Source organism: Thermotoga maritima MSB8, from assembly GCF_000008545.1.
GTDB classification, from domain to species: domain Bacteria; phylum Thermotogota; class Thermotogae; order Thermotogales; family Thermotogaceae; genus Thermotoga; species Thermotoga maritima.
This window is the reverse complement of record NC_000853.1, coordinates 888872-911369: the sequence shown is the minus strand read 5'-3', so window position 1 is coordinate 911369 and position 22498 is coordinate 888872. Positions and strand designations below refer to the sequence as shown.

The following is a 22498-nucleotide window of genomic DNA, read 5'->3' as shown; positions in this document are numbered from 1 at the left end:
TCCCTTCTTCACTTCTATCGTGACTCTATCCCTCACAGCTTCGTTGCTCACACCGTAGGTTTTGTGATGGGCATAACGGCATCCTCAAGGGTGTATTTGAAGCCCTTGAGGGTCACCCCTTCTGCGTCGCCACCGAGCGGTAGTATGGACCACTTTTCTCCAGGAACAGCGGAAAGAGTTTTTGCTCCTTCCACGTAACCAACCGTGAGAGAAGGTGATTCAAGGATCGTGTTTTTGAAGCGTCTCAACAGATAGAAAAGAGCAAGCACCATGTCGAGACGGTCTCCTTTCCATCCGAAGACAACCTTTTCTTCTTCTTCGAACTCTCGAAGTGCAAGTTCCAGATCTATTTCGTCCTTCTCCTTTGGAAATATTTTCAGCGTTACCCCGTGTTGTTTCAACCACTCCATGGTTTCCTCTTTCGCCGAATCGGCATCACCTATGAAAAAATCTGGTACAATGTTTCTTGTTCTCAAGTAGTTCGCTCCTCCGTCCACCGCCACAATTTTCTCACAACGGGAAACATCCACGAACTCTTCATAGGAACCGTTTGCAAAAATACACACCATGGATTTCTACTCCTCCTTCTCGTTCAAGGCCCTGATATAATTCTATCAGGAGGCGGTGTTTTCGATGAGAGTGCCGGGAAACATTTCTGTTCAGACGGAGAATGGAAAGGTAGTGAAAATTATCTTGGGATCGAACGAAACAGAAGGTTCGGAGGAGATTCTCCGCGAAATAGAAGAATACCTTTCAGGTCAAAGAAAAAGCTTTTCATTCCAGGTAGAGATCAGAGGCACACCCTTTCAGAAAAGAGTCTGGGAAGAAGTTCGAAAAATCCCGTACGGTGAGACGAAAACTTACAGCGAGATAGCAAAAAAACTCGGAACGTCCCCCAGAGCAGTGGGGCAGGCTCTTTCGAAAAACCCTCTTCCTCTCTATATACCGTGCCACAGGGTGGTTTCTAAGAAAGGACTCGGTGGTTTCAGCGCAGGCTTGGAATGGAAGAAATACCTGATCGATCTGGAGAGATTCAGAAAATGAAGAAATTCCTTTTATCCTTCTTCATAGCTTCGCTTTTGACTTTTTTCTTACTGTGGGGTCTTTATTTCTTCTTCACAAAAGACCTTCCTCCTCCCGAGGAGAAACTTGTGCCGACCATCAGACTGTTTTACAGTGACGGAACTCCACTGCTTGTCTCCAGGAATATCTGGATAGACCTCTCCGACATTCCAGAGAAATTCGTTGAGATACTCCTCACCTCCGAGGACGAGGAATTCTACAAACATCCAGGATTCGACCTCATGGGATTTCTGAGGGCGTTGATCATGGATATAAAGACACTGAGTTTCTCACAGGGCGGAAGCACCATCACACAGCAACTCGCCAGGACGCTTTATCTTTCGATGGACAAATCCATCGTCAGGAAATTGAAGGAAATCTTCATATCCTTCTGGCTTGAACGCATAAGAACCAAAGATGAAATCCTCGAGATGTACATAAACTCCGTCTATATGGGGAACGGAATATACGGATTCCAAACGGCCTCTAAATTATACTTCGGAAAGGACCTCTCTGATCTTTCGGTGCCGGAGATGTGTGTTCTTGTGGCTCTGATCAAATCCCCCGAGAACTTCAATCCTTTAAAAGATCCCGAGACCTCCCGAAAGAGGGCGAAGATCGTCCTGGACAGATTACTGACGGAGAAAAGAATCAGCACTCAGGAATACGAGAATTACTCTGCGGAACTTTCAAAACTCGAGTTTCACACGCAGCAGATGAACGTGGACGAGGAACTCTTCTGGAGGGTCGTGAGAGAAGCCCAGGACCTTGGATTTTCGCTGAACGAACTCAGGTACGGCTACAGGGTTTATCTCACACTGGATAAAGAACTTCAGAAAAAGGTGTACAACACGGTCGAAGATGATAAGACAGCTTTTGTTGGTGTAAAGGTGAAAACAGGAGAAATAGTGGCTTATCGAGGAGTCGGCCTTCAATACGGAACCGGATGGAGACAGATAGGATCAGCCATAAAGCCCCTGTATTATTACTATGCCGTTCTCAAGGGAAGAAACCCTTCCGATCTCCTTCTGGACCTTCCCCTGAAGATCGGAGAGTGGGAACCAGAAAACTTCGATAAAACCTTCAAAGGAACAGTCAGTTTGAAGGAAGCACTCGTTGATTCGAGGAACATCCCTTCTGTGTTACTTTACTCTTATTTGCAACCAGAGAGTGTGAGGAGTTTTATAACGGAAGTATTGAAGCTGAGAGCCAGGTATCCAGACGATCTCACCGCTTCTCTTGGTACTGTGGAAACAGCCCCGGAAGAGATCGTGAAGGTTTATTCCGCCATCTTCAACGGAGGAGTGGTTCTGGAGCCATACATCATCGACAAAATAGAAGACAGAAACGGGAAGATCATCTACAGAGGGTACCCGAAAGTGCTGTCCGTCGTTCCGTCTTTTGTGAGATCCGCCCAGGAAGCGAGTGAAATATTGAAGAGTATCTTAAAAGAAGTGGTTGAGAGAGGCACCGGTGTTCGGGTGAAGATTCCAGGAAAAGAAATCGCGGGAAAAACAGGAACGGCAGAGAAGAACGCCTGGTTCGTTGGAGGAGATGATGAGTACATATTCGCGGTGGTAAAGGACGGGGAAAACCTTCTTGGTGGAAGGGATTGCGCTCCAGTGTGGAAAGAAATAGTGAGCAGCTGGGAGAAGTTCGAGGGAGATCTTCGATACAAAAGACTAGACAAACCGGGAATTCCTCTTATTGACGATAGAACAATAGAATATCTGGACTACGCGAAACTGGTTGAACTGGTCAATGGATCGAAACTTCCTGTGAGCGTTCTTGTCAAAGTTCTACAGCTCATGGACTACAATCATCAGATTGAATTCCTCTCAAAATTGAACAGCGTGGATCCGATACTGTCCCTTGAAATCTGGAAAAAGTTTTTGATGGAAGGAGGTTGAGCGATGGTCCTGTTCGAAAAACCAGGAAAGGAGAACACAAGAAAAACCCTCGAAATAGCAATTCAAAAAGCCTCTGAGCTTTCTTCAAAAAAGCTATTGATCGCTTCCGCTACGGGTTACAGTGCTAGAATGGCCCTCGAGATGATTCCGGAAGACATGAAGCTCGTTGTGGTGACACACCACGCGGGCTTTGAAGAACCCGACACTCAGGAATTCGACGAAGAATTGAGAAAATTGTTGAAAGAAAAGGGTCACGATGTTCTCACAGCTACGCATGCCCTCTCCGCGGGTGAAAGGTCTCTGAGAAGAAAATTTGGTGGAATCTACCCTCTTGAGATAATAGCGAACACGCTGAGAATGTTCAGCGAAGGTGTGAAGGTGGGTGTGGAGATAACGCTCATGGCGGCTGACGCGGGACTTGTTAAAACGTCTGAACTGGTTGTTGCCTGCGGTGGAACAGAAAGCGGTCTCGACTCGGCAATCGTTGTCAAGCCCGCGAATTCTCCAAATCTTTTCGATCTAAAGATCACGGAAATTCTCTGTAAACCTCTGATTTCTTGAGTTTCTGAGCGAAGTCTTTTATCTCCTGGATCTCTTCGTAACTCATACCGTGCTTCCACCAGAAGGGAAGAACCGTGTTGTTCAAAAAAACGGGATCGATATCCGGGTCCAACTTGCCTTCTTCGACAAGTTTTTCCCAGTCTTTTGTTCCCGGAATAGGAGTGTATTCGTTTATGGAAATACCTATTCCTTCACTCAAACACACCTTGATGGCGTTCAGCACATCCTCTTTCGTCTGCCCCGGCATGTTCACCATGATGTACGCTGAAACTTCTTTTTCGGTGAAACCAGCTTTCCTCAAGATCCTGGCTGCGCGAACGAGGTCCTCATCGTAAACCTTACCGCCTGTTTCCCTCTGGAGCCTTCCAGAAGTTTCATAGCCCAGTTTTATCGTCCTGAAGTTCGCTTCTTTCAAAAGGAAGGCCGTTTCTTCATCGAGAAGACGTGCATGTATCCCGTTCGGGAGATGAAACCGTACAGGCCATCTCTTTTCCACAATCAGTTTGAGAAGATCTTTGAACCTTCCCGATGCCAGAATAGCATCATCGAAAAAGACCACATCCTCAACTTTGAAAATGTTCAGGTACTTCTCTATGGTTTCAACCACTCTCTCCGGTGTTCTTACTCTCAAACCGTTCCAGAGTCGGTGAACAGCGCAGTAAGAACACCTGAAGGGACATCCAAGTGTGGTGATGAACACGAGGTAACCAATTCTGTTGTAGAGTTCGTACATGGGGTCGAAAACTTCAAACCAGTCAGCGGGGATTTCCTTCGATGGAAATCCCAGAGTCTCTAAGAATCTGGGAAGAAACACGAGGTCGCCCTTTTCATAGACTATCGCTCCGCTCTTCTTCGCGTGTTTCGGAAAGAGCCGCGGGTAGACACCTCCCAGGACAATCGGTACGTCGTAGCGGCCTTTCAGAAAACGAATCGTCTCCCATACTCCGGGATACCAGTAGCTCAACGTGGACGTGACCATTATGAGATCAACGTTTCCGATTTCTCTCAATTTCCACTCCAGAAACTCTGGAGGTGCTCCGTACCTCTTATACCTTCTTGGAACAAATCTCAATATCTCTGGTTTCTCTATAACCTGACTTGGAAACTTTCCTGTGCCGTATCTTTTGTCTTTTGGCACTCTCGTAAATCGTGGAAGATCGGGATCGTGTCTGTTGAGAAGATCCACGAGATGGACCTCGTAACCCATCCACTCCATTGCGCGAGCAACGTAAAGAAGACCGATGGGCTTCAACCAGAAATCGTACGCCGCAAAATCGTGAATCCACGGATTAACGAGAAGTACATTCAATCTCCGAAGCAGAAATGGTACACCCCCTTGATCGTGAGGTCCTCATCGAAAATCTCGTGTTTTATCATATCTTTCACGATCTTCGACTGACCTCCCGTGAGAACCACCGGTAAATCACCGTAAACTTCCTTTATTCGCCCTATTATCCCCTCAAGAGCGTAGACACTTCCGTTCACCACACCCAGCCTGATGTTTTCCTCCGTATCCTTTCCTACAACAAAATCCGCTGGTTTTACCTCAACGAGCGGAAGTTTTGCCGTTCCCCGAAAGAGCGAGTGAACCATCATGAAGAATCCAGGCAAAATGGCTCCTCCTTCGTAAGATCCGTTCACAACAAGATCCACGGTGGTTGCCGTTCCCATGTCGATGATGATTCCGTTTTTACCGTATTCCTTGACGAAAGCGACAACGTTGGCCACCCTATCAGCACCCACTTCCGAGGGATTCTTCACGTTCCATTTCACACATCCGTTTTTCGCCTTCACCCATATCGGTGATATGTGGAAATACTTTTGAGAAAAACGCTCTATGACTGTGTTCTGAGTGGGAACGACGGAGGCCACTCCTATCCCCTTTATCTCACGCATAGCATCGCCCAGAAGAGGATGAAGGTGTGAAAAGAGTTCGTCTTCCGTCTGAAACACACCGGTGGACAGCCTCCACCTTCTGAAAGTTTTACCATCTTCGGTGATAGAGAAGACAGAATGCGTGTTACCCACGTCCACGAGGAGGTACAAAAGTATCACCTCCACATTTGAGATGGTGTAAAATATTTCTTACACACCTCTGAAACATTTGACACGAAGATATAGTAAGGTAATACTAAATCTAAAAGAGGACATCAGAAAATTTTATCACGGGAGGTGGAGAGAATGGACTGGAAGAAATACGGTTACAACACAAGGGCTCTTCACGCAGGTTATGAACCACCCGAGCAGGCCACAGGATCGAGAGCGGTCCCTATATATCAAACGACTTCTTACGTTTTCAGAGACTCTGATCACGCGGCGAGACTCTTCGCACTGGAAGAACCTGGGTTCATCTATACAAGGATTGGAAATCCTACCGTCTCAGTTCTTGAAGAAAGAATAGCCGCCCTGGAAGAAGGGGTGGGAGCCTTAGCGGTTGCCAGTGGACAAGCCGCTATAACTTACGCCATTTTGAACATCGCGGGCCCAGGAGATGAGATCGTCAGCGGGAGCGCGCTGTATGGGGGAACGTACAATCTGTTCAGACACACTCTCTATAAAAAATCCGGCATCATCGTGAAGTTTGTGGATGAGACAGATCCAAAGAACATAGAAGAGGCCATCACCGAGAAAACAAAGGCGGTGTACCTTGAAACTATCGGGAATCCCGGTCTCACAGTGCCGGACTTTGAAGCGATAGCGGAGATCGCTCACAGACACGGTGTTCCTTTGATAGTGGACAATACGGTAGCTCCGTACATATTCAGGCCCTTCGAACACGGTGCCGACATCGTTGTTTATTCGGCCACGAAATTCATCGGAGGACACGGAACATCGATAGGCGGTCTCATCGTAGACAGCGGAAAATTCGACTGGACGAACGGAAAGTTTCCAGAACTCGTGGAACCAGATCCCAGCTACCACGGTGTGAGTTATGTGGAGACGTTCAAAGAAGCAGCCTACATAGCAAAATGTAGAACCCAGCTTTTGAGGGACCTGGGAAGCTGTATGAGCCCGTTCAACGCGTTTCTGTTCATCCTCGGACTTGAAACCCTCAGCTTGAGGATGAAGAAACACTGTGAAAACGCACTGAAGATCGTTGAATTTCTGAAATCGCATCCCGCCGTGAGCTGGGTCAACTATCCGATAGCTGAAGGCAATAAAACCAGAGAAAATGCGCTGAAATACCTCAAAGAAGGATACGGTGCGATTGTAACGTTCGGTGTGAAAGGCGGAAAAGAGGCGGGAAAGAAGTTCATAGACAGTCTCACACTCATTTCCCACCTCGCCAACATTGGTGATGCAAGAACTCTGGCTATTCATCCCGCTTCGACAACCCATCAGCAGCTCACGGAAGAAGAGCAGTTGAAAACGGGTGTTACTCCGGATATGATAAGATTGTCTGTTGGAATAGAAGATGTGGAAGATATCATAGCCGATCTGGATCAGGCTCTCAGAAAATCTCAGGAGGGATGAAAAGTTGCCAATAAACGTTCCAAGCGGTCTTCCTGCTGTGAAAGTCTTGGCAAAAGAGGGCATTTTCGTTATGACGGAAAAGAGGGCGATCCACCAGGACATCCGCCCTCTTGAAATTCTCATTCTGAACCTGATGCCAGACAAAATAAAAACGGAGATTCAACTTCTCAGACTCCTTGGAAACACTCCTCTTCAGGTGAATGTGACCTTACTCTACACCGAAACTCACAAACCGAAACACACTCCCATTGAACACATTCTAAAGTTCTACACAACTTTTTCCGCTGTTAAAGATAGAAAATTCGATGGATTCATCATCACGGGCGCTCCCGTGGAACTCCTTCCGTTCGAAGAAGTGGATTACTGGGAAGAACTCACAGAAATCATGGAATGGAGCCGTCACAACGTGTACTCGACCATGTTCATCTGTTGGGCGGCTCAGGCGGGACTGTACTACTTCTACGGAATACCGAAGTACGAACTCCCACAGAAGCTCTCAGGCGTTTACAAGCACAGAGTCGCAAAAGATTCGGTCCTCTTCAGGGGGCACGACGACTTCTTCTGGGCGCCGCACTCGCGGTACACCGAGGTGAAGAAGGAAGACATAGACAAAGTACCGGAGCTTGAGATCCTTGCAGAGTCGGACGAAGCTGGTGTTTACGTGGTTGCAAACAAAAGCGAAAGACAGATATTCGTCACAGGACATCCCGAGTACGACAGATACACACTGAGAGACGAATACTATCGAGATATAGGTCGAAATCTGAAGGTGCCGATTCCTGCCAATTACTTTCCAAACGACGATCCCACAAAAACTCCCATTCTCACTTGGTGGAGTCACGCTCACCTCTTCTTCAGCAACTGGTTGAATTACTGCATCTACCAGAAAACACCTTACAGATTGGAAGACATACACTGAAGAACCCCTTCGGGGTTCTTCTTTTTCCATGTTAGAATAATAGTTGTGATTCTGAACACAAAAGGAGTGGAAAAATTGTCGATTATATCAGCCCTGGCAAATTTCTTCGCTCAAACCGCGTTCCCACATCTCACATTTGGAAACATAGCCATGTTCGCAGTGGCCATTGCCCTGCTTTACGTAGCTATAGTGAAACACTCAGAACCTCTTCTTTTGATTCCCATAGCCTTTGGAATCATTCTTGCGAACATACCCGTTGAAACCACGGGAATATTGAACGAAGGCGGTTTTCTCTACTACATAAAGAAAGGCCTTGACCTGGGAATCTATCCTCCCCTCATCTTCCTCGGAATAGGAGCACTCACAGATTTTTCCTTCATGCTCTCGTACCCGATCACCATCTTTCTCGGTGCGGCTGCACAGATGGGAATATTTTTCACCTTTTTTGTGGCAAAGGTTCTAGGATTTTCTCTGAAACAGGCGGCTTCCATCGCCATCATAGGTGGTGCAGATGGGCCAACCGCCATTTACATAACGAACACACTATCCCCAGAATTGATCGCCCCCATAGCCATATCTGCTTATTCCTACATCGCTCTCATTCCCATCCTCCAACCCGTCGTTTCCAGAATTTTGGTCAGCAAAGAAGAACGAAAAATCAGGATGAAACCACCAAGAAAGGTGAGCAGATTCGAGAGACTTTCATTTCCGATAGTGATAACAATAGTAACCGCTCTTCTGATTCCAAAGTCGCTCCCTCTGGTTGGATCTCTCATGTTTGGAAACCTCCTCAGAGAAGCGGGGATTGTGAAAAGACTCGTTGAAGCCGCCAGCAGGTACATACTCGACACGGTGACGATCCTTCTCATGCTTTCAGTTGGGGCTTCTGCAAGAGCCGATGTTTTCTTGACTCCCCAAAGTCTGATGATATTCTTTCTCGGAGCAGCCGCTTTCATCGTGTCAATGAGTTCTGGGATTCTGTTTGCGAAACTCATGAACCTGTTTTTGAAGGATAAAATAAACCCGCTCATAGGAGCGGCTGGTGTTTCTGCCGTACCAGATTCTGCCAGAGTTGCACAGAAACTCGCTCAGGAAGAAGATCCAAGGAATCACATACTCATGCACGCAATGGGACCCAACGTGGCGGGAGTCATAGGCTCAGCCACTGTGGCAGGAGTGTTTCTGATGTTCCTCAGCTGAGAGGGAAGAATATGGGTTACAAGATCGTGGTGAATTACGACTGGTGCAAAGCGTGTAAGCTGTGCGCGTGGGCTTGTCCGACTAGTGCCATTACAAGCGATGAAATAGGAAAACCCGTGACAAACGAAAACAAATGCATCGGATGTTTAAAATGTGAGAAAATATGTCCGGATATGGCCATAGAAATTGTGAGTGATGAGAATGCCTGAGATGATGTTTCTTCAGGGGAACGAAGCGTGTGCTCTGGGTGCGATAAAAGCGGGATGCAGGTTTTTCGCAGGCTATCCGATCACTCCCTCCACAGAGATAGCGGAGGTGATGGCAAGAGAACTGCCAAAAGTGGGTGGTGTTTTTGTTCAAATGGAAGACGAAATAGCCAGCGCGGCAGCTGTTGTTGGAGCGTCCCTCGCCGGTGTGAAGTCGATGACTGCCACAAGTGGACCCGGATTCAGCCTCATTCAGGAGGTTATAGGCTATGCGATAATGACGGAAACACCGTGTGTTTTTGCCAACGTTATGAGACTCGGCCCTTCCACTGGACTTCCAACGAAACCCGCACAGGGAGACATCATGCAGACAAGATGGGGAACGCATGGAGACCACGCCATAATCGCTCTCTATCCATCATCTGTCGCGGAAGTTTATCGTTATATAATCACTGCGTTCAACTTAGCGGAAGAGTACAGGACTCCTGTTGTGTTTCTCATGGACGCAATGCTCGGTCACATGAGGGAAAGTTTCTATCCACCGAAAGATGAGGAACTGTTCATCATAGAGAGACTGAAAGACACTTCTTTTGGAGAAGAAGATCTTTTCGTACCCTTTTCTGAAAGTGAGTACGCAGAACCCACACCATTCCCCATGGCTGAGATGGGAAAAACGAAGTTTCATGTCTCCGGTCTTGTTCATGACGAATCAGGTTTCCCTCTCAGCTCTCCGGATGCGGCAGAAAAATTGATACGAAGGCTCACGAACAAAATTAGACTTCACGCGGATGAAATAGCCTTCTACGAAGAGTATGAGACGGAGGACGCAGAAATTCTGGTGGTAGCTTATGGGATAGTCGCAAGAAGCGCTATGAAAGCAGTGAAGATCGCAAGACGTGACAGAATCAAAGTAGGGTTGTTCAAACCCATCACAATCTGGCCGGCTCCCGTATCACGTTTCAGAAAACTGGCAGAGAAAGTGAACACCATAGTGATAGCTGAAATGAATCTGGGGCAGTATGCGAAAGAACTCATCAGTTCTATAGACAGAAGATCAAAAGTCATAAGAACCATAAACAAGGTGAATGGAGAACTCATAAAACCTGAAGAGATTCTGGATGTTATAACCGAAACTCAAATAGAGATTTAACATAAAAGGGTACAATAGAACCTTGGTGGATCAAAAAATCAAGGAGGTGGAAACTGTGTACGTGGAAATCGTGGATGTAAGAGCAAGAGAGGTTCTGGATTCGAGAGGAAACCCCACCGTTGAAGCGGAAGTCGTGCTTGAAGACGGAACAATGGGAAGAGCCATCGTACCCTCTGGTGCCTCAACGGGAAAATTCGAAGCCCTGGAAATCAGAGACAAAGACAAGAAGAGATACCTCGGGAAAGGTGTTCTGAAAGCAGTAGAGAACGTGAACGAAACCATAGCTCCTGCACTGATCGGGATGAACGCATTCGACCAGCCACTCGTTGACAAGACATTGATAGAACTGGACGGCACCGAAAACAAATCTAAACTGGGTGCCAACGCCATACTCGCCGTTTCTATGGCAGTTGCCAGAGCAGCAGCGAATTACCTTGGATTGCCCCTCTACAAATACCTTGGAGGAGTCAACGCGAAGGTTCTGCCAGTACCTCTGATGAACGTGATCAACGGTGGACAGCACGCAGACAACAATCTTGACCTTCAGGAATTCATGATTGTTCCCGCCGGATTTGACAGCTTCAGAGAAGCTTTGAGGGCAGGAGCGGAAATATTCCACACGTTGAAAAAGATACTCCACGAAGCCGGTCACGTGACAGCGGTCGGAGACGAGGGTGGATTCGCTCCCAATTTGTCTTCCAACGAGGAAGCCATAAAAGTTCTGATTGAAGCCATAGAGAAAGCAGGCTACAAACCCGGAGAAGAAGTTTTCATAGCTCTCGACTGTGCGGCATCTTCCTTTTACGATGAGGAAAAGGGAGTTTACTACGTCGATGGTGAGGAAAAATCCAGCGAAGTTCTCATGGGATACTACGAAGAACTGGTGGCGAAGTACCCCATCATATCCATCGAAGATCCGTTCGCGGAGGAAGACTGGGATGCATTTGTGGAATTCACAAAGAGAGTAGGAAACAAGGTTCAGATCGTTGGAGATGACCTTTACGTGACCAACGTGAAAAGACTTTCCAAAGGAATAGAACTCAAAGCGACCAACTCCATACTCATCAAACTCAATCAGATAGGCACCGTCACGGAAACTCTCGACGCGGTGGAGATGGCACAGAAGAACAACATGACAGCCATCATTTCCCACAGATCCGGAGAGAGTGAAGACACGTTCATCGCAGACCTTGCCGTGGCAACGAACGCTGGTTTCATCAAGACAGGTTCCCTCTCCAGGAGCGAAAGGATAGCCAAGTACAACCAGCTTTTGAGAATCGAGGAAGAACTCGGAAAAGTGGCAGAATTCAGAGGTTTGAAATCTTTCTACTCTATAAAGAGATAACACCGAAGGCCCACCTTGGTGGGCCTTCATTTTGTTGAGGTGATTTCAGATTGGAAAGGCATGAAGAGATAAAAAAAGGAGCATGGATTGGAATACTTGGAAACACCGTGCTTGCCGTCTTGAAGATTTTGGTGGGACTTCTCACGGGAAGCTATGCGATACTCGCAGACGGAATAGACACGTCCACCGACATATTCACCTCTCTTGTCATACTCCTCTCATCCAGAATTTCAGGAAAACCACCCGACGAGACGCATCCATACGGCCATGAAAGGGCAGAAACGATCGCCTCAAAGATAATCTCCTTCGTTATGTTTTACGCAGGAGCCTCTCTTCTTGTTGAATCAGTCAAAAGGCTCGTGAAACAGGAGTTTTCCCTGGAACTCACTCTGACAGCCTTTATTGTTGTTGGGATTTCCGTTGCAGGCAAAACTTTTCTTTTTTTATACAAACTGTCTCTTGGGAAACGTTTGAAAAGTTCGGCTACAATCAGTGATGCACTGAACATGAGAAACGACATAATGATCTCAGGAACTGTTCTGGCCGGCATGGTTGCGATGAAAACCTTCGGATGGTGGTGGCTGGACAGTCTGCTCGCGATTTTCGTTTCCATTATGATCCTGAGAACCTCATTTTCCGTATTCTACGAAGCGGCTTACGAACTCATGGATGGCATGAAAAGAACCGAGTTAGACATGTACGATGATATATTTGCCGTCCTCGAACGTTTTCCAAACGTGCATAATCCCCACAGGGTGAGAATAAGAAGGGTGGGAACGAAATACTTCATAGAAATGGATATCGAAGTAGATGGAAAGATGTCTGTGAAAGATGCGCACGAATTGACCGTGAAAATAAGGAAAGAAATGTTGAAAAGAAGAGACGATATAGAAGACGTAACCATACACGTTGAGCCACTTGGGAACGTGGAAGAAGAAGGATTTGGCCTGAAGAAAGGAGAGAAAAAATGAGATTGATGGACATCCTTGAAATACTCTACTACAAAAAAGGAAAAGAATTTGGTATTCTCGAGAAGAAAATGAAAGAGATTTTCAACGAAACGGGTGTGAGCCTCGAGCCGGTGAATTCTGAACTGATTGGAAGAATTTTTCTCAAGATCAGCGTCCTGGAAGAAGGAGAAGAAGTACCAAGTTTCGCCATAAAAGCTCTCACACCGAAAGAAAACGCTGTCGATCTCCCGCTCGGAGACTGGACAGACTTGAAAAACGTCTTTGTTGAGGAAATCGACTACCTCGATTCTTATGGTGATATGAAAATACTATCGGAGAAAAACTGGTACAAAATTTACGTTCCATATTCTTCAGTGAAGAAGAAAAACAGGAACGAGTTAGTGGAAGAGTTCATGAAGTACTTTTTTGAATCGAAAGGATGGAATCCTGGAGAGTACACGTTTTCTGTCCAAGAAATAGACAATCTGTTCTGAGGTGAGAGGATGAACGTTCTGGCACTCGACACTTCCCAGAGAATAAGAATTGGGTTGAGAAAAGGAGAAGATCTTTTTGAAATTTCCTACACAGGTGAGAAAAAACACGCAGAGATTCTTCCTGTTGTTGTAAAGAAGCTGCTGGACGAACTGGATCTCAAAGTGAAAGATCTCGATGTTGTGGGAGTGGGAATTGGCCCTGGAGGATTGACAGGTCTCAGGGTGGGAATCGCCACCGTGGTGGGGCTTGTGTCTCCATACGATATACCCGTGGCTCCTCTGAACTCCTTCGAAATGACTGCAAAGAGCTGTCCAGCTGACGGTGTTGTACTCGTGGCTAGAAGAGCGAGGAAAGGTTACCACTATTGTGCGGTTTATCTGAAGGACAAAGGACTCAATCCGCTGAAAGAGCCGAGTGTGGTCTCTGACGAAGAACTGGAAGAGATCACAAAAGAGTTTTCTCCAAAAATAGTCCTGAAGGACGACCTTCTCATCTCACCCGCTGTGTTGGTTGAAGAGAGCGAGAGGCTTTTCAGAGAGAAAAAGACCATACACTACTACGAAATCGAACCTTTGTATCTTCAGAAATCCATAGCGGAATTGAACTGGGAAAAAAAGAAAAGGGGCTAACGCCCCTTACTGAACCTTCTCGAGTTCTCTGGCAACTTCGAGGATCAGTTTTTCACCGTTGTAATCCACTCTCACCGTCTGACCTTCCTGCACCTCACCTGCTATGATCATTCTTGCGAGTGGTGTTTCGATTTCCCTTTCTATCAGCCGCCTCAGCGGTCTTGCACCGAACGTTGGATCGTATCCTTTTTCTGCGAGGTATTCTTTCGCCGCTTCAGTGATCGTGAGTTTTATATTCTTGTCCTTCAACCGCGCTTCAAGTCTTCTGATCATTATTTCCACGATCTGTTTCATGTGTTCTTTTGTGAGCGGTTTGAAGACAACGACATGGTCTATCCTGTTTATGAACTCGGGTCTGAAGTAGTGTTTCAGCTCTTCTCTGACTCTTTCTTCAATCTCATCAAAGCTCTTTCCTTCTTTAACGTAGTTCAGTATCAGATCGCTTGCTATGTTACTCGTCATGATGATGATCGTGTTCTTGAAATCAACAACGTTTCCTTTGCTGTCTGTGAGTCTTCCATCGTCCATTATCTGAAGCAGTATGTTGAACACATCCGGATGCGCTTTTTCAATCTCATCGAGCAATATAACACTGTACGGTCTTCTTCTTACGGCTTCGGTCAGTTGACCACCTTCCTCGTAACCAACGTATCCCGGAGGTGCTCCTATCAGCTTGGAGACAGCGTGCTTTTCCATGTATTCGGTCATGTCGATTCGTATCAGTGCGTTTTCGCTTCCAAAGAGCACTTCAGCGAGTGTCTTTGCGAGCTCAGTCTTACCAACACCCGTTGGTCCAAGAAAGAGGAAGGTACCAACTGGCCTGTTAGGATCTTTTATTCCAGCCCTTGCCTTCCTGATGGCATCGGCCACTACCTTGACCGCTTCCTCCTGGTCCACGAGCCTCTGGTGGATTATCTCTTCGAGCTTCAGAAGCTTTTCCTTTTCAGATTCAACGATTCTGGAAACTGGAACACCAGACCAGGATTCAACCACTTCTGCTATTTTTTCCGCTGTGACAACCGGTTTCCCACTCTTCAAAGCTTCATACTCATTTTTGAGCTTGAAGAGTTCTTTCTTGAGATCAGCCGCTTCTTTGTACTGAGATCTTATAGTGAGCTCATCGATTTTCGTTTCAAGCTCTTTTATTTTTTCCTCGAGCTCGCGAAGCTTCGTTTCATCCTTTTCCTGTTTTGTAGCGCTGAGTCTCACTCTCGCTGCCGCCTCATCCAGCAGGTCAATCGCCTTGTCTGGCAAGAATCTGTCCGTTATGTATCTCGCTGAGAGCTTGGCAGCTGCCTCTATCGCTTCGTCCTCTATCTTCACTTTGTGGTGCTCCTCGTAGACTTTCTTCAACCCCTTCAAAATCTCTATGGTCTCTTCCACACTCGGTTCTCTCACCATCACCGGCTGGAATCTTCTCGCGAGCGCTTTGTCTTTTTCTATGTGTTTTCTGTACTCATCCAGTGTGTTGCACCTATGACGCGTATTTCACCGCGAGCAAGGGCCGGTTTCAACATGTTGGCAGCGTCCATCGCTCCTTCGGCTGCGCCAGCACCAACCAGAGTGTGTATCTCGTCGATGAAGAGAATCGTTTTTTCTTTCTGTTTCATCACTTCATCGAGGAATGATTTCAACCTTTCTTCGAATTCTCCCCTGTATTTGGTCCCCGCTATCATCCTTCCGAGATCTACCATCAGTATGCGCACATCCTTTAGAGGATCAGGAACTTTTCCTTCAACGATTCTCTGTGCGAGACCTTCCACAATGGCGGTTTTTCCAACACCCGGATCACCGATGAGAATTGGGTTGTTCTTGGTTTTTCTCATGAGAATCTCTATCACGCGCTCGATTTCCCTGTCTCTTCCTATGATGGGACCCACTTTTCCTTCTTTTGCCAATTTTGTGAGATCGGTTGCAAAAGCCGTGAGTGGTGACTGCTCAGCTGCGTATTCTTCTTCGTGCTCCTTAACCGTCTGAAGCACTTTTTCGTAATCAACACCGTACTTCTTCAGGACACGTGCAGCGTGTGTGGAACCATCTCTCAGCAGTCCCAGAAGGAAGTGAAGAGGACCTATATCCTTCTGCTTGAAAAGCCTGGCTTCCTTTCTCGCTAGCTCCAGGATGTAAGAAAGTTCTTTCGATACATAGACCTGATCGGAGAATCCGTAGTATATCCCGTACTGGGAATCGATGTAGTCCTCCAGCTCAGTAATCACTTCCTCCACGTTTACATTGAGATCTTTCAGCACCTTCGTGGCCTCGTTTTCATCGTAAAGGATCTGAAGGAGAATGTGCTCTGGTCTAAGCAGGTTCTGATTTCTTTCTTTGATATCCTCCACGCTCCTCTCGAAAATATCCTTCATCTTTTCGTTCAGGTTTCTCATAATTCTCACCTCCGGTTCATTATATTAGCACTTAAATCTTACGTTTGATAAAACAAAATGTAAATGTTTCTTGAAACAACAGAATGTCTCCTTTTCCCACTCAATTAGTACACACTTGTATATAAAAAATGAATCAACCAAAAATCCCTTCAATTCGGCATTTTAAGAGGCCTGTCGTTTGTTTACCGTTTTTTTGATTTTTACGGAAGAATACGTTATAATGTTTCCACACGAGGATCAGAAGGCGTGATAGAATGCGGAAATATTCGCAGCGACATATTCCTGTAATGGTTAGAGAAGTTATTGAGTTTCTGAAACCGGAGGATGAGAAAATCATCCTCGATTGCACGGTAGGTGAAGGAGGACACTCTAGAGCGATTTTGGAACACTGTCCGGGATGCAGAATCATAGGAATAGACGTTGATTCAGAAGTTTTGCGGATCGCAGAAGAGAAATTGAAAGAATTCTCAGATCGTGTGAGTTTGTTCAAAGTCTCCTACAGAGAAGCGGATTTTCTTCTTAAAACTTTAGGAATAGAAAAAGTAGATGGGATATTAATGGATCTTGGGGTTTCTACTTATCAACTCAAAGGAGAGAATCGGGGATTCACGTTCGAGAGAGAAGAACCACTGGATATGCGTATGGATCTGGAAAGCGAAGTAACGGCTCAAAAGGTATTGAATGAGTTACCGGAAGAGGAGTTAGCGAGGATAATCTTTGAGTACGGTGAAGAAAAGAGATTCGCAAGGAGAATCGCCCGAAAGATCGTTGAAAATCGTCCCCTCAACACCACCCTTGACCTTGTTAAAGCTGTGAGAGAAGCGCTTCCATCTTACGAGATCAGACGCCGCAAGAGACACTTTGCAACGAAGACGTTCCAGGCTATAAGAATCTATGTCAACAGAGAACTTGAAAATCTGAAAGAATTTCTGAAAAAAGCGGAGGATCTTCTAAACCCTGGTGGCAGAATAGTGGTCATTTCCTTTCATTCTCTGGAGGATAGGATCGTCAAAGAGACGTTCAGAAATTCTAAAAAGTTACGAATATTGACGGAAAAACCTGTTCGTCCTTCAGAAGAGGAAATAAGAGAAAATCCAAGAGCCAGGAGCGGACGTTTGCGCGCAGCGGAGCGGATAGAGGAAGGAGGAGATTGATCTGCCAGCGAAGGTAAACCAGAGAACGAGAGTACTTGTTCTTTCGCACCAACTTATTTTCACCATTGTGCTCGTTGCTGTGTTATTGTTCGTGGGGGTAACCGCCTTAAGAGTGGGAGTTCTGGCCTTCCACCTCACACAAAACAACAAGAAGCTCGAAATCGAGATCAAAGAACTGGAAAGAACTCATCAGGCACTCAAAGAAGAGTTCTACCACATCTCGTCCTATTTCGATCTCCTGAATCCCTCGGAGTGAAAGTGATAGATGGAAAAAAGGTTGTGGCTGTTGCTTGCAATCTTCGCGATATTTTTGACAGTCTCCTTCATGAATCTGTTCTTCTTTCCTCTGGCAGGGGAAAGAGAAAACTGGTTTGTTTCCATTCCTCCTCGGAGAGGAAGTGTTCTGGATGTTCGGGGGAGGAAAATAGTTTATGATTCGCCAGAATACGTCGCTTATCTCGATGTTGACTTTTTTAAAAGGCAAAATGGGGATATAAAAGCACTCGAGAAAACCTTACAAAACTGCGGTATCACAAAGTCAGCAGAGGAAGTAATGGAGTATAAGTTTTTCAAACTCACAGAGGGAGAAGACAAAGTTGACGTGTTAAAGAAGATAGAATCAGAGTTGCTGCCTTTTGTCAACATAGAACTGGTATACACCAGAAAAAAAATTCAAGATTACGCCACAGGAATTCTGCTTGGAACGGTGATAGATGGAACGGGTAAGGGAGGAATAGAGGGTTTTTTTGACGATCAGTTACAAGGAAAAAGAAAGGGTTTTTTAGAACTTCGATACAGAGGAGCCCGCCTCTCTCCCACCCTTGTGAATTACTCCCCCCCCGAAAACGGAAAAGACGTCTGGCTATCTCTGGATCTTGACCTTCAAAGGCGCGTCTACGATATCATTTCGAAAGCCGTGGAAGGAAACTCCGCAGAAGCTGGTCATGTGATTGTGATGGAATCGAAAACCGGCAGGATACTCTCAATGGTGACCACCAGAAACTGGAACGATTTGATCGGTGGATACATAGAGCCAGGCTCGACGATAAAACCTCTGGTGTACGCGATCGCTCTCGAGACACATTCTGCTTCCCCAGATTTCACCGTTGAATGTGAAGGCTCAATAAAACCAGTAGAGCAACTCCCTGTGATCATAAGAGATATAGAAAAGCACGGTCTGGTGGATTTCTCCGCGGGAATCGTAAAATCGTGCAACGTGATGAGTGTTAAGGTAGGAGAGCTCATTACAGAAAAAACCGGTGTTGAAGGATTCTATGAGTGGCTCCGAAAGGTAGGTTTTGGGGAAAAAACCGGTATCGAAATGGAAGGGGAAATCGCTGGTGTTCTGAGAGAACCGAAAAAATGGTCTCTCATAGATCCGGCTGAGATCTCGATTGGCCAGGGTATCGGTGTCACTCCTGTACAGCTGATTGCGTCTCTCAATATCTTTGCGAACGATGGCTACTGGGTGAAACCTACCATTTTGAAAGATTCCCCAGTGAAAAAAAGAAGGGTCTTTTCAAAAGAAACAACAGACGTGATAAGACAGGCGATGGTCCGGGTCGTGGAAGAAGGAACAGGAAAACTCGCTCAGGTGAAGGGAATAGCGATTGCTGGTAAAACAGGAACCGCGCAGAAGGCTGTCGGTGGAGAATATAGGAATCTCTATCACTCACTTTTTGTGGGTTTTTTCCCCGCTGAAGATCCAAAGTACACGATACTGGTTCATCTGGACAGTCCCTCAGGGGCTTTCTACGGAGGAGAGGTTGCCGCTCCGGTGTTCAGAGAGATCGTAGAGATTCTCACGGAGAAAGAAGACGGAAGAATAAGGATTGTAAAAGGTCTCATGCCGGATCTGAGAGGTCTTCCAGTTAGAGACGCTTTACTCGTTCTGGAATCTCTCGGAGTGAAAGACGTGGAAATAAAAGGAAAAGGGTGGAAGGTGTCTGAACAAACACCCCCACCCAATCATCCTCTTGAAGGACCTGTGATTCTGTTTTTGAGCGATCAGAAGTAATGTTTTGCGGCATGCTCAACGGCTATAGCACCGTCTGCAACAGCTGTGACTATCTGTCTCAAATTTTTCTTCCTCACATCACCGACCGCGTATATTCCCTTCACGGAAGTTTCCATGTTCTCATCCGTTATAACGTAACCGTAGGGATCCAGTTCTACCAGACCTTCAAGCAGTTTCGAGTTTGGATCGAGTCCTATGAAGATGAACACTCCATCTGCTTTCAGTACCTTCGTTTCTCCCGTTTTCACGTTCTCTATAACGACCTCTTCGACTTTGTCTTTTCCTCTGATCTCCCTTACGGTGGAGTTATAGATGACCTCTATCTTTGGATTGTTCAGAACCCTTTCTTGAAGAACCTTCGCAGCCGTGAGCGTTTCAAGAAGCTGGATCATGGTGATCTTGTTCACTATGTTGGAGAGAAAAATCGATTCGTCGCACGCGCTGTCTCCTCCGCCCACTACAATTACATCTTTTCCTGCGAAAAGATATCCATCACAGGTCGCGCAGTACGACACGCCTTTCCCAAAGAACTCCTTCTCACCTGGCACATTCAGTTTTTTCGGATTCGCACCGGTTGCAACGATCACTACAGGAGCCTCTATTCTTTTACCATCGTCGAGTTCAACCACTTTTTTGTCTCCCTGGACTTCCAGCTTAACGACTTCGGCGTTGTATATGTCTGCACCGAACTTCTCAGCGTGTTCTTTGAATTTCGAGGCGAGCTCTTCTCCGGAGATGGCCGGGAAACCCGGGTAATTCTCAACCAGATGAGTGAGGTTCACGTAACCTCCTTCAATCGCCTTTTCAACGACCAGAACAGAAAGTCCGGCTCTCCTGGCGTAGATAGCGGACGTGAGACCCGCGGGTCCTCCACCCACGACAACTATGTCGTATTTGTCCTTTATCTCCTTCTTTTTTAAGGATCCAGTATCAAAGAAAACCACTCTTCATCACCCCTTTGCGAGTCTCAACACCTCGTTTATGAACTCTTTCTCAGGATAAGCTCCTACAAAGAACTTCGATGGATCTCTGTTCACAACGATGTGGGGGACAGAAGAAACCCCGAACTTTTCACTCAGTTCCCAGTATTCGTTCGCTTCTATCATCTCTCCGATTATCTTGTCGCTGGCCATGGCCATGTTGTGAGCCATGAGAACCGCCCTGGGACAGTAAGGACACGTCGGTGTTACAAACACACTGATCCTTATCGGCTCCTCGAGACTCTGGAGCTTCTGAATGCTCTCCTCAGAAAGCTGCGGTTTTCCTTCAGAGACGGTGATGATATCCTGAATGAGTGTTCCAAATTCGTGTCCTGAAGGGACTCCGTAGAACCTGATACCGTAATCCTTACCATCCTCAGGCAAAAGGATTGTGGCGGGAACCATTTCCACCTGGTACTTTTCCACCGCTTCTTTGTCGCTGTCGAAATCGTGGATTTCAAGCTCGAGCTTTGGATCAACAGAAACGAGTTCCTCCAGAACCTGTTCCGTGATTTCGCAGTACTGACAGCGTGTTTTGTCTTCTGTTTTGAAGAAGACGATCTTCACCTTTCTTTTGAGCTCTTTTCCAAAAAGATCCTTGAGATAAGCGATGTCCTTGTCCGACAAAATACCCATTTTTTCACCTCCGATATAATTCTACCAAATTAGTCGAACTTGTCTACTCCGTTCAGTAAACCTATTGTTACACCAAGAACAAGCAAGATTGAAATCACGAAAGGATTCTTTAAATCTGCACTCGAAAAGACGATGTACAGACCAAAAAACTTCAGAGCAGGTCTTACAAAGGATTTGAAGAGTTTTTTTCTGATCTGATAGAGGCTGAATTCTTTGTCGTTGTATCCAAAGGAAAGAAACATGATGCGGTACTGCTCATTTATACTCATCAGAAAGCGAACAGATTTTCCAAGAAAGAAGAGCACCGCCAGAACAACCACTATCAGATAAAAAAAGAGAGAATTCAACATCCAAGAAAACAGGTAAATGAGACCCAGTGTGGTGAACTCGTTGAATATTTTGAGGGCACTCAGATCAATTCTTTCTCTTCTTTTCAGATAGAGATAGGAAAAGAAGACAGATACAAAGAATCCAACAACAGAAAAGGACAGCCCTTCAAGGAACCAGATCATTTCTCATCCCTCTTGTTTTCTTCCTTTTTGAAAATTTCAGATATGGCTCCCAGGCTTGCGAGTATGGAACTAGCCTCAAACGGGAGGAATATCTTTGTTGCCTGACCGTTGGCCATTTCCTTCAGTGTCTCAAGGTACCTGACAGTGAGAAGATCTTTAGTCGGATTTCCTTCATGTATCGCGTTGAAAACGAGTTTTATCGCTTCAGCCTGTCCACGTGCTTCGAGAATGAGCTTTTGCATGTTCGCTTCCGCGACTCTCTTTATGGCTTCCGCTTCACCTTCTGCTCTCAAAATGGCCGCGTTTTTCTGACCCTCTGCTTTCAATATCTCCGCCTGCTTGTAACCCTCCGCCTCCAGTATGGCAGCTCTTTTTGTCCTCTCCGCCTTCATCTGCTTACTCATAGCATCGGTGATGTCCTGAGGTGGGTCTATCTTTTTGATCTCAACCCGTGTGATTCTCACACCCCATTTGTCCGTTGCTTCGTCGAGAACAGTTCGAAGCTTCATGTTTATTCTTTCCCTGGATGTGAGCGTTTGATCGAGCTCCAGTTCACCTATGACGTTTCTCAGATTCGTCTGAGCGAGCTTTATGGTGGCCATCTCGAAGTTGCTCACGTTGTAAACCACCCTGTATGCGTCGGTGATCTCGTAGTAGATCACGGCATCCACCGTCACAACCACGTTATCTCTTGTTATAACCTCCTGTGGAGGAACATCGATGACTTTTTCTCTCATATCCACCTTTATCATTCGTTCGAAGAAAGGAATTATGAAATGTACTCCTGCTCCTACTTCCCTCTTGAATTTTCCGAGCCTTTCCACGAGACCTCGTTCGTACGGGCGCACGATCCTTATAGAACTCGCAGCCAGTACGATCAGGAAAAAGACCAGAACAACAAGAGCTATCAACAT

At 46.2% G+C, this 22498-nt stretch carries 22 protein-coding genes and 1 pseudogene; 15 read left to right on the top strand and 8 right to left on the bottom strand.

The annotated features are described in order from the left end of the window. Positions 1-47: 47 nt before the first annotated feature. Complete coding sequence (locus TM_RS04545) at positions 48-569, bottom strand: thiamine diphosphokinase (protein ID WP_010865218.1); 522 nt, start codon at positions 567-569, stop codon at positions 48-50. A 64-nt stretch (positions 570-633) separates the two neighbouring features. On the opposite strand from TM_RS04545, the gene TM_RS04540 reads away from it, so the two are divergent. From TM_RS04540 to TM_RS04530, 3 genes are read left to right on the top strand one after another with little or no spacing between them, the layout of a single operon-like run. After that, positions 634-1044, top strand: a complete 411-nt coding sequence (locus tag TM_RS04540) for a methylated-DNA--[protein]-cysteine S-methyltransferase (RefSeq protein WP_004080704.1) — start codon at positions 634-636, stop codon at positions 1042-1044. Then, complete coding sequence (locus TM_RS04535; RefSeq protein ID WP_004080706.1) at positions 1041-2972, top strand: transglycosylase domain-containing protein; 1932 nt, start codon at positions 1041-1043, stop codon at positions 2970-2972. The genes TM_RS04540 and TM_RS04535 overlap by 4 nt, the downstream gene beginning before the upstream one ends. A 3-nt stretch (positions 2973-2975) precedes the next feature. Beyond that, entirely contained in the window at positions 2976-3533 is a 558-nt protein-coding gene (locus TM_RS04530) for a pyruvate kinase alpha/beta domain-containing protein (protein WP_004080707.1), read from the top strand. On the opposite strand, the gene TM_RS04525 is transcribed toward TM_RS04530, so the two are convergent. Together TM_RS04525 and TM_RS04520 are read right to left on the bottom strand one after the other, a co-directional pair. After that, entirely contained in the window at positions 3499-4842 is a 1344-nt protein-coding gene (locus TM_RS04525) for a B12-binding domain-containing radical SAM protein (RefSeq protein ID WP_004080708.1), read from the bottom strand. The two genes, TM_RS04530 and TM_RS04525, sit on opposite strands and share 35 nt — an antisense overlap. Then, positions 4839-5579, bottom strand: coding sequence for a type III pantothenate kinase (locus tag TM_RS04520; RefSeq protein WP_004080709.1), 741 nt, complete (start codon positions 5577-5579; stop codon positions 4839-4841). The genes TM_RS04525 and TM_RS04520 overlap by 4 nt, the downstream gene beginning before the upstream one ends. Positions 5580-5714: 135 nt before the next feature. On the opposite strand from TM_RS04520, the gene TM_RS04515 reads away from it, so the two are divergent. From TM_RS04515 to tsaB, 9 genes are all read left to right on the top strand, one after another. Beyond that, positions 5715-7007: an O-acetyl-L-homoserine sulfhydrylase gene (locus tag TM_RS04515; RefSeq protein WP_004080710.1), complete on the top strand. Its 1293-nt coding sequence runs from the start codon at positions 5715-5717 to the stop codon at positions 7005-7007. Between the two features lie 4 nt (positions 7008-7011). Beyond that, positions 7012-7926 carry a homoserine O-acetyltransferase MetA gene (gene metA, locus TM_RS04510; protein WP_004080711.1) on the top strand — a complete coding sequence of 305 codons (915 nt, stop codon included), beginning with the start codon at positions 7012-7014 and terminating at the stop codon, positions 7924-7926. A 75-nt stretch (positions 7927-8001) separates the two neighbouring features. Beyond that, positions 8002-9126 carry a sodium ion-translocating decarboxylase subunit beta gene (locus TM_RS04505; protein WP_004080712.1) on the top strand — a complete coding sequence of 375 codons (1125 nt, stop codon included), beginning with the start codon at positions 8002-8004 and terminating at the stop codon, positions 9124-9126. Between the two features lie 11 nt (positions 9127-9137). Then, on the top strand, positions 9138-9335 hold the full coding sequence (locus TM_RS04500) for an ATP-binding protein (RefSeq protein ID WP_004080714.1): 198 nt from the start codon (positions 9138-9140) through the stop codon (positions 9333-9335). Further along, positions 9328-10482, top strand: a complete 1155-nt coding sequence (locus TM_RS04495; RefSeq protein WP_004080717.1) for a 2-oxoacid:acceptor oxidoreductase subunit alpha — start codon at positions 9328-9330, stop codon at positions 10480-10482. The genes TM_RS04500 and TM_RS04495 overlap by 8 nt, the downstream gene beginning before the upstream one ends. A gap of 55 nt (positions 10483-10537) precedes the next feature. Beyond that, entirely contained in the window at positions 10538-11827 is a 1290-nt protein-coding gene (eno, locus tag TM_RS04490; protein ID WP_004080719.1) for a phosphopyruvate hydratase, read from the top strand. Positions 11828-11877: 50 nt separating this feature from the next. Beyond that, a complete protein-coding gene (locus TM_RS04485) occupies positions 11878-12798 on the top strand; it encodes a cation diffusion facilitator family transporter (protein WP_004080721.1) in 921 nt (306 codons plus the stop codon). After that, positions 12795-13271 (top strand): DUF3855 domain-containing protein, encoded by a 477-nt coding sequence (locus TM_RS04480; protein WP_004080723.1) that lies wholly within the window; start codon positions 12795-12797, stop codon positions 13269-13271. Before TM_RS04485 ends, TM_RS04480 begins: the two co-directional genes overlap by 4 nt. A gap of 9 nt (positions 13272-13280) precedes the next feature. Next, entirely contained in the window at positions 13281-13901 is a 621-nt protein-coding gene (tsaB, locus tag TM_RS04475; RefSeq protein ID WP_004080725.1) for a tRNA (adenosine(37)-N6)-threonylcarbamoyltransferase complex dimerization subunit type 1 TsaB, read from the top strand. 6 nt (positions 13902-13907) lie between these two features. Here the strand turns inward: tsaB and TM_RS04470 are convergent. Further along, positions 13908-16285: pseudogene (locus TM_RS04470) on the bottom strand (ATP-dependent Clp protease ATP-binding subunit). 254 nt (positions 16286-16539) lie between these two features. Between TM_RS04470 and rsmH the strand changes: the two are divergent. The 3 genes from rsmH (at position 16540) to TM_RS04455 (ending at position 19456) form a co-directional block, all read left to right on the top strand. After that, positions 16540-17439 (top strand): 16S rRNA (cytosine(1402)-N(4))-methyltransferase RsmH, encoded by a 900-nt coding sequence (rsmH, locus tag TM_RS04465; RefSeq protein ID WP_004080729.1) that lies wholly within the window; start codon positions 16540-16542, stop codon positions 17437-17439. 112 nt (positions 17440-17551) lie between these two features. Continuing rightward, positions 17552-17695 carry a hypothetical protein gene (locus tag TM_RS04460; protein ID WP_008193080.1) on the top strand — a complete coding sequence of 48 codons (144 nt, stop codon included), beginning with the start codon at positions 17552-17554 and terminating at the stop codon, positions 17693-17695. 9 nt (positions 17696-17704) lie between these two features. Beyond that, a complete protein-coding gene (locus tag TM_RS04455; protein ID WP_004080731.1) occupies positions 17705-19456 on the top strand; it encodes a penicillin-binding protein in 1752 nt (583 codons plus the stop codon). Here TM_RS04455 and trxB read toward each other — a convergent pair. From trxB to TM_RS04435, 4 genes are read right to left on the bottom strand one after another with little or no spacing between them, the layout of a single operon-like run. Then, complete coding sequence (gene trxB, locus TM_RS04450) at positions 19447-20400, bottom strand: thioredoxin-disulfide reductase (RefSeq protein ID WP_004080734.1); 954 nt, start codon at positions 20398-20400, stop codon at positions 19447-19449. The genes TM_RS04455 and trxB overlap by 10 nt on opposite strands. Positions 20401-20406: 6 nt before the next feature. Then, complete coding sequence (gene pdo / locus TM_RS04445) at positions 20407-21072, bottom strand: protein disulfide oxidoreductase (protein ID WP_004080736.1); 666 nt, start codon at positions 21070-21072, stop codon at positions 20407-20409. Positions 21073-21101: 29 nt separating this feature from the next. Then, complete coding sequence (locus tag TM_RS04440) at positions 21102-21584, bottom strand: hypothetical protein (RefSeq protein WP_004080737.1); 483 nt, start codon at positions 21582-21584, stop codon at positions 21102-21104. Next, positions 21581-22498, bottom strand: coding sequence for an SPFH domain-containing protein (locus TM_RS04435; protein WP_004080738.1), 918 nt, complete (start codon positions 22496-22498; stop codon positions 21581-21583). The genes TM_RS04440 and TM_RS04435 overlap by 4 nt, the downstream gene beginning before the upstream one ends.

Coding starts and splice junctions, on each gene's coding strand:
- TM_RS04545 (WP_010865218.1), bottom strand. CDS start 569: ATGGTGTGTATTTTTGCAAACGGTTCCTATGAAGAGTTCGTGGATGTT.
- TM_RS04540 (WP_004080704.1), top strand. CDS start 634: ATGAGAGTGCCGGGAAACATTTCTGTTCAGACGGAGAATGGAAAGGTA.
- TM_RS04535 (WP_004080706.1), top strand. CDS start 1,041: ATGAAGAAATTCCTTTTATCCTTCTTCATAGCTTCGCTTTTGACTTTT.
- TM_RS04530 (WP_004080707.1), top strand. CDS start 2,976: ATGGTCCTGTTCGAAAAACCAGGAAAGGAGAACACAAGAAAAACCCTC.
- TM_RS04515 (WP_004080710.1), top strand. CDS start 5,715: ATGGACTGGAAGAAATACGGTTACAACACAAGGGCTCTTCACGCAGGT.
- TM_RS04500 (WP_004080714.1), top strand. CDS start 9,138: ATGGGTTACAAGATCGTGGTGAATTACGACTGGTGCAAAGCGTGTAAG.
- TM_RS04495 (WP_004080717.1), top strand. CDS start 9,328: ATGCCTGAGATGATGTTTCTTCAGGGGAACGAAGCGTGTGCTCTGGGT.
- TM_RS04480 (WP_004080723.1), top strand. CDS start 12,795: ATGAGATTGATGGACATCCTTGAAATACTCTACTACAAAAAAGGAAAA.
- tsaB (WP_004080725.1), top strand. CDS start 13,281: ATGAACGTTCTGGCACTCGACACTTCCCAGAGAATAAGAATTGGGTTG.
- rsmH (WP_004080729.1), top strand. CDS start 16,540: ATGCGGAAATATTCGCAGCGACATATTCCTGTAATGGTTAGAGAAGTT.
- TM_RS04455 (WP_004080731.1), top strand. CDS start 17,705: ATGGAAAAAAGGTTGTGGCTGTTGCTTGCAATCTTCGCGATATTTTTG.
- pdo (WP_004080736.1), bottom strand. CDS start 21,072: ATGGGTATTTTGTCGGACAAGGACATCGCTTATCTCAAGGATCTTTTT.
- TM_RS04440 (WP_004080737.1), bottom strand. CDS start 21,584: ATGATCTGGTTCCTTGAAGGGCTGTCCTTTTCTGTTGTTGGATTCTTT.
- TM_RS04435 (WP_004080738.1), bottom strand. CDS start 22,498: ATGTTGATAGCTCTTGTTGTTCTGGTCTTTTTCCTGATCGTACTGGCT.